Source organism: Dendronalium phyllosphericum CENA369, assembly GCF_016056275.1.
Classification (GTDB): Bacteria; Cyanobacteriota; Cyanobacteriia; order Cyanobacteriales; family Nostocaceae; genus Dendronalium; species Dendronalium phyllosphericum.
This window is the reverse complement of the sequence record NZ_JAECZA010000323.1, coordinates 1-12,173: the sequence shown is the minus strand read 5'-3', so window position 1 is coordinate 12,173 and position 12,173 is coordinate 1. Positions and strand designations below refer to the sequence as shown.

Genomic DNA, 12,173 nt, shown 5'->3' with positions numbered 1-12,173 from the left:
ATCAAATCGTAAAACCCGTGATGGCTTATCTCATCCAGATAGAGACGACCAGTTTTTACATATTTCCAACCAAGTCAAGCACTTTCAATCCCAGAACGAACCCGTAATTTCAGTTGATACCAAAAAAAAAGAATTAATTGGAGATTTTAAAAATTCTGGAACCGAGTGGTGTGAAAAAGAACAGCCTATCGAGGTGAAGATGCATGATTTTGTTGACCCCAAATTGGGCAAGGCAATTCCCTACGGAATTTATGATTTAACCTCAAATCAAGGATGGGTAAATGTTGGTATTGACCACGATACTGCGGAGTTTGCAGTCGAGTCTATTCGTCATTGGTGGTACTCAATGGGAAAACAAGTTTATCCCAGCAGTGAGCATCTAATGATTACGGCTGATTGCGGTGGTAGCAATAGTTATCGCTCACGATTGTGGAAACTGAAGCTACAAGAATTAGCAACTGAAACTGGTAAAAATATTCATGTGTGCCATTTTCCTCCAGGCACGAGTAAATGGAATAAGATTGAGCATCGCTTGTTTTGTCACATTACCCAAAACTGGAGAGGTAGACCATTAACCAGCTTGCAAGTTGTGATTAATCTAATTCGCAATACTACCACCACACAAGGATTAGAAGTTGAGGCTAGATTAGATCCAAATCTCTACAAAACGGGAATCAAGGTTACAGACCAAGAGCTTGATACTATCGCAATCGAACGAAATTCTTTTCATGGTGAGTGGAACTATATTATCAAACCCAAGCTGGTCACTTAATTGTTCAAGTTATTTTTACATAACTCCTAAAAAACACATTTGCCTGATTAATGCCTTAATCGTCTATTACACGTATTCCTAATTATGTGGAATTTGGATTTGTCGCAGCCAGATATAAATCAAAATGTTGCAATCAGGATGTGGGATTAGGTGGGTTCTGTTCATTCATTTGCCGTTCCATTGTGGCGATCGCGGTGTTCACAGGAATCGGTCGGAGCGCGCACATTTTGGTTCCAATGCTACTCGCACGCGTAACACGGCGTTAGCATCCATCAGGGGGATGCAGTAACGACTTTGAGACTTGGGGCAGAATAAATGGAGATAAACACCGCGTCTTCCGTTCCCTCATTGATGGCTCCGTGAACCTGCAACGGTTCGGCGACATCGATCTGACCCGCAGAAATAATTTTCTTGTGTCCGTCGCCAAGATAGTAGGTCAATTCTCCCCTGATCACAATCCAGGTATCTTGTCCGTCGGGGTGAGTGTGTGCCTGCACTTGCTGTCCGGGACGTACACCCCAGACAGCAATACTTGAATGTTTCGTGATGACTATTTCCGTAACGATTGCTTTTTCTTGCGAAAAGCGAACCGATTTTTCAACATCAAATGTCCGATGGGTGTAGGAGGGTAAGGTATCGGTCATCATCATCTCCATCTAGAAATTTTTACTCCAATGTTACTCATGGGCACGCGGTCTGTAAAGCCGCTTGGACTTGTGCTATTGGTGCATCAGGAGCAAAAGGCTTGACGATAACTCCCACCACTCTAACTATAGCGAACTGCAAACATAAACGCTTCAAACTGCAAACAAGGCAATTTTCAAACCACATTATTTGCAAATAAGAGGGGTCTCAAAACCACATTATTTGCAAATGAAACTGCAAACATAAATTTCAAACTGCAAACAAGGAGTTTGAAACCACATTAACTGCAAATAGGCTGTAATCATTAGTCAGTAAGAGTTTTAGCTTTATATGTACTTTTGGGATGAAACTGTCCAAATTAAAGAATATTACTTTCACTCCAGCCTTAAACTTAAAGTCTTTACCAAGTCAAAGAAATAAGTTAGTGGTACTTGCTCCTAAAAACCTAATTCATAATTAAATTAGACGGATGTTGTTCAGATTAAACCACATCATTCGGGCATAAGTGTTTGGTTAATGGGTTCGTTTAATCTGGACATTCTTGAGGCTATAAATCCCTAAACTCAATCGTGGTAAGGGTTACGGCTTATTTGCAGCTAATGTGGTTTGAAACCCCTTGTTTGCAGTTTGAAAATTATGTTTGCAGTTTCATTTGCAAATAATGTGGTTTTGAGACCACCTTTATTTGCAGAGAATGTGGTTTCAAAAATGCCTTGTTTGCAGTTTTATCGCTCTCTGTTTGCAGTTCGCTACATCTAACCTCACTTTCCTCTTTTGCAAGTGCTTCTTCATACGCTGTAATTGAATGCCTTAGCCGACAATGGCTTTTTCTCCTCTTTCAAGCAGGCGTTCGCGCTCTTGTATGAATGAATCTAGAAGACTTTGACGCTTGTATTACACGTATTAGCCCAAAGATGTAGCGCGACTGAGTATATATTTTAAGAAATCGCTTTTCCTATTCAAGCCACCGTTTTACGAATCTCCTTTGCTGAGAAATTGCTTAACTGTCATGGGTTTGATGTGAGGATAGCGAGCATTTTCAATGCGATCGAGTTTGCCCTTGCCCGACACCATCGCGTAAATATACTGGTGGTAAACATACTCTTCGAGAGAACTGGCTGACGCTTTTTTGGCAGTAATCCAGGCTTGAAAGTCAGCCACACTGCCCAATTGTTTTTCGGTTAATTTAGTGCCTGTCGCTGCTTCATAAGTGGCTTTAAACTGCTTCGGGGTTAGAGTGTCACCTGCGACTTCCAGTGCCGTGTTTGCCAAACCTGGGTCGCTCACCGCTTCCGCCACATACTTGGCGGTATCATCAGTGGTCGTAAAATCCATCGGCATTTCACCATCGCCCCAGTATTGAAAGGTCTGATGTTCCAGGTCAAACAGCGGCATATAGGCAATGAAGTCCATAAACATCCCGTTGAGAACTAAGGTATACTCCAAACCCATGAGCTGAAGATACTCAAATACGTCCTTGCGCTTATCCAAATTGTCATTGTCGCCGTAGTCTAGCTTGCGATAGTCCACCGAGTAATCGGAGGGAATGAACCGCTTTACGCCCTGCTGTTTGGCAGCATCAATCAAGTTCTTCTGCCCTGGTACAGTCACTTCACTATTACCGATCGCCGATACGACAACATCGACTCCTGCACATGTTGGCAGTAAGGTTTGAGGCTGCATCACGTCGCCAAGGGCGATCGCTGCACCCTTGGCTTTCATCGCCTCAATCTTTTGGCGATTTTCTGCATTGCTGTCATTAAGCGATCGCACCATTGCCCGAACATCAATGTTTCCTTTGTCCAATAGAGCAGAAACAATCTTAGTACCCAACATCCCAGTCGCACCAGCAACCATAACTGTCAATTCTGTAGTCATGATTTTCCTTATTTTATTTGTTAAAGTTCAGAGAATTTATCCTTTGCCGCTAACGATCAATCAGGCACACTCATTACCCGAACAGCAATTACACGGCAGCGATCGCTTTGCCAAAGCCAAACTTGTGATCGTCCGGTGTCGGGTAATTTAGCTTGCGAAACCTTGTAAGTAAATGGTTTTAGCCGCAGGATACTGCTGGATGACTTTCTCAAGCGCTTGATTAGCTTGTTCTTGATCGGGAAAAGGCAGCGAAGCAGGAGGCAATGTGCGCGATTGGGCAGGTACTGCCGTCGCCATGATCGCGTACTCAAAACCTGCGGGTACATAGGTATTGAGTAATCGTGCCGTTTCAGAATCGATTTGAAAAGCGTGTTTTGTGCCACGTGGAATTGACACAAACGATCCGGCAGTTGCTTTAATCGGCTGGTCTTCTACAAAAAAGGTTGCTTCGCCTTCTAAAATGTAGAAGGTTTCATCTGCCACCTCATGGATGTGATCCCCTGCTGCTGGGCCGTGCGGCAACAATTGTTCTATACAAGAATACCGTCCATCAGTATCTTCGGCAGTTGCCAGCATGATCCAGAGAATGCCCACACCCCAATAAGCGCGACCTTCGACACTATTGACTTGAAAAGCTTGTGGTTTGTTTTGTGGGTTCATGTATAAATCCTTTATTTCAATTGGTTATGACAATGATCGTTGGCTAGCTCTCTCAATCGGGTTTAACTTGAGTTTGGTGCGAATTAATCTATTGTTTAAAGATTTCAATTTTCTCTAGTCTTCGTCGCCGTAGCTTGCGACCTGAATTTACAAAAAATCTGTTTAGAGATTAATGAATTTAAGCATCGAAATCTATCAAGTTCTTGCTGTCTTGAATGTATTGCCTCGGAGTAACACAAACAAGCCGCTTGAAGTGTGAGCCAAAGTGACTTTGACTCGCGAATCCAGTTTCAGCGGCTACTTTATTGATCGACCACCCTTTCGTTAGTAGCCGTTTTGCCTGCAAAATTCGCACTTGAATTTGATAAGCATGGGGTGGCATTCCAAAGGTTTTGCGAAAAGAGCGATTGAGATGAAAGGAACTCAAGTTCGCAATCTGTGCTAATTGTTCTAACGAAACCTCTTGATTGTAATGGTCTTCTAAATATGCGCGGATGCGCTCGACAGGCTGACGTTCTTCCCCTAACTTTGCTTGGGGTGGCGGATTTTCTGCACAGCGCAAAATTAATTGTGCTAACAATTCCAGGATCAATGTTTGTTGTTCCAGCCCAGAAATGGATTGTTCTAGAGCTTGATGAACTTGAACAATTTGTGTATTCAGGTCGCGGTCATGGACTAGAGGCATCGGAAAAAATGGCAGCGCTGTTTTGTGTCCTGCCACTTCTGTTGCAACTTGTTGAAGTAAATCTATACCTACCCGTAGCCCTCGAAAAGTGCAGTCTTGATCGCTCGCAGAATTAGCCTGATGTGCTTCCCCCGGTTGGGTCACTACCAAGGTATCTGGCGGAACGCTGTGTATTGCACCTCGGTAGTTAAACTGCCAGCCGTCACTCTGCCGGATTCCAAGCTCCAGTTCTTCGTGAAAATGGCGGGGCAATGAATGGCTTTTAGAAACACCATGTACCAACTCAATCGATTGCAGATACTGAGATCGCCAGATTCTAGGGCGTGACGGATTTGCTTTCATTAAAGAAATTGAGCGTATTTTAGGTGTTGATACAAACTAGAGTAAATATAGCGTTGCTGACACTGGGGCAATATAGGCTGAAAGTATTGCTGTATAAGCTTTTGAGTATCCCTTTTTGATAAATCATCCAAGCCTTGTTTGCTTATAGAGTGTCCGCCGAGATACACTTATTTAAACCAATAATGCTTTTCTTGTCTACTAACCGCGACCGAGCAAGAACAGTGCGAGATAATGGCGACTGTAATCCTTTATAGATAAAGCTTTGAAGTCAGAAAGAACTACTATTGCTTACTTTTTACTTACTGCTGCTAAATTCCATAAGAAAAACCCTCATAAATACTATGAGGGCATTGATTATTATCTATGTCAGTGATCAAGTGCGGAAACGTCTTTTACCCTGCTTTTGTAAAGCTAGTTTTTTGCGCTTGGACTTTTCAATAGGTGTTTCAAAGTGACGGTGCTTCCTCATATCCTGAAAAATCCCTGCCTTGGAAACTTCTCGCTTAAATCGGCGTAAGGCTGATTCAAGATGTTCATTTTCACCCACTACTATCTGGGTCATTATTTCTCCTACTAAATCGACTTCATCAATGGCCTAAAAATTCGCTCTCTCAAATATCTGGTTTCAAATCTTAATAGCGTCCGCGTCCACCACCGCTACTATATCCACCCCGTCCACCGCCGCCACCATATCCGCCCCGGTTGCCACCAGAAGAACCTCTGTCTTCTCTGGGCTTGGCTTTGTTAACTTTCAGGTCACGGCCCATCCATTCAGCACCATCAAGAGCTTCAATAGCAGCAGCTTCTTCAGCTTCAGTTCCCATTTCTACAAAACCAAAACCGCGTGGTTGTCCTGTTTCGCGGTCATTCGGTAGCTGAACACGCTTGACAGTACCATATTCTGCAAAAACCGCTGTTAATGCATCTTGTGTAACTTCGTAAGAGAGGTTGCCTACATAAATTGACATCGATTTTCTCCAAAATAAAAGCGCGTGTAGAGATTTAAATTTCGGAGAAAAGTCTGTAAATACCAAAAGGGGAAAGCCTGTCAATACTAAAAACAAAAATACTCACCGAATTAATTCTCGTTTTCTATGATGACATAGAAGCCAATTCGGGAGCATCCAGTAGATGATTAGTTAACCAGTGATGACGTAGGTGCAGTTGTAACTGGGGAGATAAAGCTAAAGCTAATGCTGCCTAACACTTTTGTCCTACACAGGCTTACGGCTGAAGCAATATTAGCTTTCATTTATCAACCGCAGCAACTCTTGTGTTGATATCTTGCCACTTAGATCGGCACCTTCGAGCAGGCTGTCTGCCAAATCTCGCTTGTGGTGATGCAAATCCACAATCTTATCTTCAATAGTATCTTTCGCTACTAAGCGATAGATAGTAACTGGGCGTTGTTGTCCGATGCGATGGGCACGGTCGGAGGCTTGGTCTTCTACCGCTGGGTTCCACCAGGGGTCCATGTGGATTACGTAATCAGCGGCAGTGAGATTGAGACCAGTACCACCCGCCTTGAGGCTAATTAAAAATACATCTCCTGACCCAGCTTGGAAAGCATCTACCCGTTTTTTGCGCTCTGGAGCGGGGGTACTGCCATCCAAGTATTGATAACTAATACCTTGCTTATCTAGATAATCTCGGATGATGTGCAAATGGTCAACGAACTGACTAAACACAAGGGCCTTATGGCGATTGTCCAGTAGATCGCCCAGCACCTCACTAAAAAGTTGCAGTTTCGAGCTGGATAGTTCAGTATCAGGCATAACGAGGCTGGGATTACAGCAAGCCCGGCGCAGTTTCATAATTTCTGCTAGCACTTGCAGGTGTTTGTGACCAGCAATTGCCTCACTTTCAGTCAGTTTGGATATTGCCTCTTGCCGCAACGCTTCATAGAATGCCATTTCCTCCCGACTCAACTCTACATGTAACAGAATCTCAGTACGAGAAGGCAACTCTTCTAGCACCTGATTTTTTGTGCGACGCAGCAGGAATGGTTGAATGAGTTTTTTAAGTTTGTTGCGTACTTGTTTGTCCTGAAATTTCTCAATTGGGATTGCAAAGCGTTGATTGAAGCTTTCAAACGAACCCAGAAGCCCAGGATTAATAAAGCGGAACAAATTCCACAGTTCGCCGAGGTGGTTCTCAATCGGAGTCCCGGTGGTAATCAGCTTGAAACTACCTTTGAGGTTCATTGCTGCCTGGGAACGTTTGGTGGTCATATTTTTGATTGCCTGGGCTTCATCCAGCACAATCGTTTGCCACTGCACCTGGGACAGCATTTGGGATACTTCTTCCTGCTGCAACAGACCGTAGCTGCATACCAACATATCAAACGGTTGTAACCCAGAGAGTAATTTTTGGCGATCGCTTCCACCAAATTGAACGATATTGAGGGTGGGGGCAAAGCGCTGCGCCTCACTCACCCAATTCATGCACACCGAAGTGGGGGCAATAATTAGGGTTGCCCCCTCATGGGCACGCTTGAGGATAACAGCCAATGCCTGCACGGTCTTGCCCAGTCCCATTTGGTCTGCCAAGCAGGCTCCTACACCCCAATGTGCCAGCCGCGCCAGCCAGTTGAACCCCTCCATTTGGTAGTCGCGCAGGTCAGCTTGAAACGTAGAGGGGAGTTCCGGCTGGAGGCTTTGCACCTCCTTCAGACGCTCTCTGTGTACCTTCCAGTGTTTGTCTACTTTCACCTTGCCCACCTCGTCTACGAAATCCTCTAAACCTAATGTTGCTAAGGGGTGAAAGCGTATACCTTTACTATGTTTTTCTGAAAACGCCCGTAATTCATCGAGGCGTTTGCGAAAAGCTTGGGTTAAAGCCAGGAATTGACCGTCACCAAGCGGGATAAAACGACTTGGGGTTTTATCCAATAGTTCGAGTAGTTGCTGCATATCCAGCACTAAGTCGTTATCCAATTTCAATTCGCCAGTGGCTGCAAACCAGTCCTGCTGGCGTTGAATTGACAACTGGAAATCTTTGAGATCCGCTTGGTGCTTAATACGCAGTTTTTCACCTTCTGGCCATTCCAGCACCACAGTGTTCGAGAGTGCTTGCAGTTCCAGAAGCAGTTCCAAACAGTCCTCTGGCTGTTCTATTAACCATTCACCATCTTGTTCTTCAGTACGAGTTAAGGTAGGACAGGCTGCTATAGCGGCATTAGCAAGTTGCTTTTCTTCACGCAGATTGCGTCTGGTTTGCAATCGCTTACCGTCAATCTCCGCAATTACAGTTTCACCTCCCGTACCAGGGCGGTAATAGGGGCCACCTTGGGCAAAGGGACGAGATAGCAGGGATACTTTCAATCCTGTATTAGCAGGCAACAGGTGAATATGGGGTATAGTCTGGGCTGGTACTTCTGAGGCTCCTGCCAACCCGCCACCGATATCAGAATGCACAGTGACAATTCCAGAGACAGCATTGATGGCTGCCAAAACTTGCTTTTCGGCAATGGCAGGCACGTCTAAGCGATTCTCTTTGCCGATAATCTCTGCTATGCGTCGGTGTTTGGCATTAATCTCAATTACCTTGATTCGGGTTGGGGTTTCTTTGACAGCCAGGATATTCTGTGATTCTGTCAGTTTAGGAGAAAATTCCAAACTTAAGCGATCGCGTTTCCCTTTTTTGACGATTAATTCTGGTTCTCCCTTGACGATTTCCACGCGGGTGGTGGGCGAATCTTCCCAAAAAACCAAGGGGTGCCCAATTAAGGCAGAGATTGCCTTGGCGTTGAACGTATACTCGGTTTTGCCGTGATATCCATAATCATAGTCAGTAAATGTTTCAATGCAGGCACATACCCGGATATCCTGGGGCGTGAGATAATCAAACTCACCTAGGTTCGCGCTCAGGCGCTTGATAGCTATGGGACGACCTTTGCTCCACTCCCCTTTGGCGTTAATCTTTTGCTCGCGGGGTTGCAAGATACATTTGCTGGGATAGAAAGTAATAAACCATGCCAAGCGCAGTTCTGCTGAGGCTTTTACAGGTACAAGCGGTTCTTCCTCTAGATTTGCCAGCGCTTTTAAGCAAAGCTCCCAAGATTCTTGAGGTCGAATCAAGTCTACTATACTGTGAATGCCGCTATCTTCACGTAATACTGCTGCTTGTGTGTTATATGCACTGCGTGGTTTTAGCCGGGACAGAAGTTCTGCGGTTTCCATTTCTAGCCAGCGATAACCAGATCCTAACGCTTGCTGATATAACGGTTCTAACAACTTGGGCAAACGCTTTTTTGCCTTGTCAACATCCACCCAGTAGAGACACAGGGCACATAAGAGTGTTTCTAAGCTGTGATGCTCTTCTAAGGGAGGAACTTGAACGCTGACTATAAATTCTTTTTGGGCAATATCGCCTTGGTGGACTTGCAGCACGATTTTCAATCTTGCATAAATAGTCCTGAGCCAATGATCTCCCTGGCGGGAAATCAGACTGGCGTACTCTTGGGCTTCAAGGAGGCGTTCGCGCGAACCTTCCTTTAATAGAGCCAAGATAAAAAACAAGCCGCCCATAGTATTAAAGTATATCTTTTGCTTGCTCCTGGCTTTTCTGAGGGCTTTGAGACCAACTGTGTAATATTTAATAGCTTGGTCATTTTCACCCTTAAGAAAACTCAGCCAGCCCCAAAAGACAGCGGCATTATCTCGATAATTCTCAGATATACGCTCTAAACTTTGTTGTGCTTCTTGTATACAACCCCTAAGAAGCAGTTGTTCCGCCAAAATCAGTTGCAGATAATCCGAGCAGTGTTCTCCCTTTGTAGAGCATTCTTCTAATAGCAGCGCAAACGGCTCTTCCGCAGGAGAACATTTTAGGGCTGCATTCAGGAGGATGCTAGATATGCCGTTTTCAAATAATCCTTGTGGCAGGGTGCGAAACCAATCAGCATCAAATGGGTTATTGCAGATTTGTTCGAAGATTTTATTTACAGATATCTTATTGCTGTGACTGTATTTCTGGTAGTCTTCAATCTGTTTATTAATGAAATTGGGGTCGTGACGGTAAAAACCAATACGAACTTCTCTGATGAACTGGCGCTCGCTCTGGAAATACCGGGTTCCGCTTGCGTAACCACTAGATATAGGTAAAATTTTGGAGACAGAGGTCGCTAGGATTTCAAAATATCCTGCTTTTACCGCATCACGAGTAGCAATCTCTGTTATGAGCGGATGGCATTGAGGGCCTTGCCCGCTTGACTGAATTAGCAAACCTGCTGCCAATAATCCATCAATGTGGCGGCTTAAGCTTTTGTTAATAAAAGGTTTATTGTTTTCATCTAACGTGCCGATTTGATTGAGGCAATTCATGAATGAAGTTCTGTTTACCGATTCATAAATCACCGAAAATAATTGCACAATCTTTTGGTCTATGTGTGATAGCTGACTATATACCTGGGCCAGTTGCGTTTGTAGTTTCGTGCTATCAGCATCAGAATCGGTCATGGTACTAATCATCAACACCATTGTCAGGCACTTTAGTAGATTTTGTCACCAGCAAAGCCTCAAGCTGGGATATCAGCTCTTGCGCTTTTTGATGAATTGCTGGATTTTCTAAATTAGCTTCCCTAGTCAAATCGTAAAGCTTTTTGAGCCGGGTTTTCGTGTGCTTAATTTCTTGCTGTGTTGGGGAAGGTAGTGGTTCTGGAGCAGGTTTAGGCTTGAGAGCCTTGACCTGCTCTCGGATTTGGCTGAGTGATAATTCCTGTGCAATTGCATCTTCAAGGAGTTGCTGCCGTGCTGAGGATTCCTTCAATTTGGCTATCTCCCTGGCCTTGGTGTATTCAATCCGCCCCTGGCGCAGCGCCTCTAAAACTTCTCTTGGGAGGTTGAGGAGAGGTAGCCGATTCGCTACAAAAGAATCCCAACCCATCCGCCCTAGAGCTTCAAATACTGCCCGAACAGTTTCTCCCTCAGCTTGACCGATAACGTTATCTGCCGTTCTTTTTCCTTGAGATTCTTTTTGCATCCTGTACAACAGGGCTTTGACTTCTTCGGTAGACCGGACTAATTGGAGAGCCAACATCTGTAAAATTCCCTCTGTTTCCTCAACAGGGTTTAAATCTTCTCTCTGAAGGTTCTCGGTCAGGGCATATAGCGTAGCCTCAGCATCAGTCATTTCCCTTATCATCACTGGTACTTCAGCTAACCCCGCCACTTGGGCTGCTCTGAGTCGTCGCTCTCCGGCTACCAGTTCGTAGCGCTTATTCTCTAGGGGTCTCACCAAAAGGGGTTGGAGAATACCGTCGCGTTTTACTGACTCTACTAACTGTCGCTGCTTTTCTGGGTCAAAGTATCGTCGAGGCTGGGAGTGAGGTAAAGATATTTGCTCCAAGGTAATTTTATTAGTGGGTTCGGGAGGATTTTCATCCAGTTGAGTGAGAAGACCCACGGGCTTCTCAATCTTGCTCCTGTTAGAAGCAGACGGGGATTTTCTTCGCTGTCTAGGGGAATTCATTGCAACTCCTCCACAAAAGCTGCCAACTGCTCAAATAAAGTAACAATAGGTTTATTTCTGCCTACAGAACACAGAGCTAGAGGCTTTCCTTCTCCTGAAGCTTCTGCAATAGCTGTAGCACGAGGAATGGGGGACAGTATGGGCGCAATAGCTGATAATTGCTCCTTGATATCTTGTAATTTATTCTGGTCGTGAATGTTAGCCGCCGCATATATTGTCGGCACGAACCCAGCTATTCTAAGAGATTTATTGAGTCGCTTCTGTACTTTGGCTATGGTTTTCAGCAGTGAAGCTGTGCCTTTAAAAGCTTTGTGCTGAGTATGGATGGGAACGAGAACATGAGTCGCAGCTATCAAACTAATTATGCTCAGAAGCCCCAAAGAAGGAGGGCAATCAATTAAAATGAAGGCATAATTTTTGGTGGCTGAAGTTAGTATTTCCTTGAGTCGCAGTTCCCTTTCCAATTGTGCTACTAACTCTTGCTCAACATTAGCTAAGAGGATATCTGAGGGCAGTAAGTCTACGCCATCTAAATTTTTGTGGATGGGTAAAGAAGGTTCCTCCGCGTCAGACATAAGGGCATCATATATAGTCTGTGCATCAGAAGGCAGATCCAGCCCAAAGAAGTCGGTAAGGGAACCTTGTGGGTCCATATCGACTGCCAGAACTTTATGCCCACGGTCGGCAAGATGGAATGCCAAATTGTGTGTGACAGTGGTC

Annotated in this window: 11 protein-coding genes; 2 read left to right on the top strand and 9 right to left on the bottom strand. The window is 44.6% G+C overall.

From position 1 onward, the window contains the following. A partial coding sequence (locus tag I8752_RS36465) for an ISAzo13 family transposase (protein ID WP_214437004.1) occupies positions 1–772 on the top strand: 772 nt, incomplete at its 5' end. A 272-nt stretch (positions 773–1,044) separates the two neighbouring features. On the opposite strand, the gene I8752_RS36460 is transcribed toward I8752_RS36465, so the two are convergent. Then, positions 1,045–1,422, bottom strand: coding sequence for a cupin domain-containing protein (locus tag I8752_RS36460; protein WP_225896144.1), 378 nt, complete (start codon positions 1,420–1,422; stop codon positions 1,045–1,047). A gap of 967 nt (positions 1,423–2,389) precedes the next feature. Continuing rightward, complete coding sequence (locus I8752_RS36455; protein ID WP_214437003.1) at positions 2,390–3,295, bottom strand: aromatic alcohol reductase; 906 nt, start codon at positions 3,293–3,295, stop codon at positions 2,390–2,392. On the opposite strand from I8752_RS36455, the gene I8752_RS37875 reads away from it, so the two are divergent. Beyond that, positions 3,294–3,446, top strand: coding sequence for a hypothetical protein (locus I8752_RS37875; RefSeq protein WP_225896143.1), 153 nt, complete (start codon positions 3,294–3,296; stop codon positions 3,444–3,446). The genes I8752_RS36455 and I8752_RS37875 overlap by 2 nt on opposite strands. On the opposite strand, the gene I8752_RS36450 is transcribed toward I8752_RS37875, so the two are convergent. The 7 genes from I8752_RS36450 to I8752_RS36420 all read right to left on the bottom strand — a co-directional run. After that, positions 3,443–3,955: a quercetin 2,3-dioxygenase gene (locus tag I8752_RS36450; RefSeq protein ID WP_214437002.1), complete on the bottom strand. Its 513-nt coding sequence runs from the start codon at positions 3,953–3,955 to the stop codon at positions 3,443–3,445. The two genes, I8752_RS37875 and I8752_RS36450, sit on opposite strands and share 4 nt — an antisense overlap. A 178-nt stretch (positions 3,956–4,133) precedes the next feature. After that, positions 4,134–4,982: an AraC family transcriptional regulator gene (locus tag I8752_RS36445; RefSeq protein ID WP_225896142.1), complete on the bottom strand. Its 849-nt coding sequence runs from the start codon at positions 4,980–4,982 to the stop codon at positions 4,134–4,136. A gap of 373 nt (positions 4,983–5,355) precedes the next feature. After that, on the bottom strand, positions 5,356–5,544 hold the full coding sequence (rpsU, locus tag I8752_RS36440; protein WP_193888978.1) for a 30S ribosomal protein S21: 189 nt from the start codon (positions 5,542–5,544) through the stop codon (positions 5,356–5,358). A 70-nt stretch (positions 5,545–5,614) separates the two neighbouring features. After that, positions 5,615–5,950 carry an RNA recognition motif domain-containing protein gene (locus I8752_RS36435; protein WP_214437001.1) on the bottom strand — a complete coding sequence of 112 codons (336 nt, stop codon included), beginning with the start codon at positions 5,948–5,950 and terminating at the stop codon, positions 5,615–5,617. Between the two features lie 273 nt (positions 5,951–6,223). Beyond that, a complete protein-coding gene (locus I8752_RS36430; protein WP_214437000.1) occupies positions 6,224–10,441 on the bottom strand; it encodes a DEAD/DEAH box helicase in 4,218 nt (1,405 codons plus the stop codon). A 4-nt stretch (positions 10,442–10,445) separates the two neighbouring features. Then, on the bottom strand, positions 10,446–11,453 hold the full coding sequence (locus I8752_RS36425) for a ParB/RepB/Spo0J family partition protein (RefSeq protein ID WP_214436999.1): 1,008 nt from the start codon (positions 11,451–11,453) through the stop codon (positions 10,446–10,448). After that, the coding region (locus I8752_RS36420; RefSeq protein ID WP_318780948.1) for a ParA family protein at positions 11,450–12,173 on the bottom strand (724 nt) is incomplete at its 5' end. The genes I8752_RS36425 and I8752_RS36420, both read right to left, overlap by 4 nt.

Coding starts and splice junctions, on each gene's coding strand:
- I8752_RS36460 (WP_225896144.1), bottom strand. CDS start 1,422: ATGATGATGACCGATACCTTACCCTCCTACACCCATCGGACATTTGAT.
- I8752_RS37875 (WP_225896143.1), top strand. CDS start 3,294: ATGATTTTCCTTATTTTATTTGTTAAAGTTCAGAGAATTTATCCTTTG.
- I8752_RS36455 (WP_214437003.1), bottom strand. CDS start 3,295: ATGACTACAGAATTGACAGTTATGGTTGCTGGTGCGACTGGGATGTTG.
- I8752_RS36450 (WP_214437002.1), bottom strand. CDS start 3,955: ATGAACCCACAAAACAAACCACAAGCTTTTCAAGTCAATAGTGTCGAA.
- I8752_RS36445 (WP_225896142.1), bottom strand. CDS start 4,982: ATGAAAGCAAATCCGTCACGCCCTAGAATCTGGCGATCTCAGTATCTG.
- rpsU (WP_193888978.1), bottom strand. CDS start 5,544: ATGACCCAGATAGTAGTGGGTGAAAATGAACATCTTGAATCAGCCTTA.
- I8752_RS36435 (WP_214437001.1), bottom strand. CDS start 5,950: ATGTCAATTTATGTAGGCAACCTCTCTTACGAAGTTACACAAGATGCA.
- I8752_RS36430 (WP_214437000.1), bottom strand. CDS start 10,441: ATGACCGATTCTGATGCTGATAGCACGAAACTACAAACGCAACTGGCC.
- I8752_RS36425 (WP_214436999.1), bottom strand. CDS start 11,453: ATGAATTCCCCTAGACAGCGAAGAAAATCCCCGTCTGCTTCTAACAGG.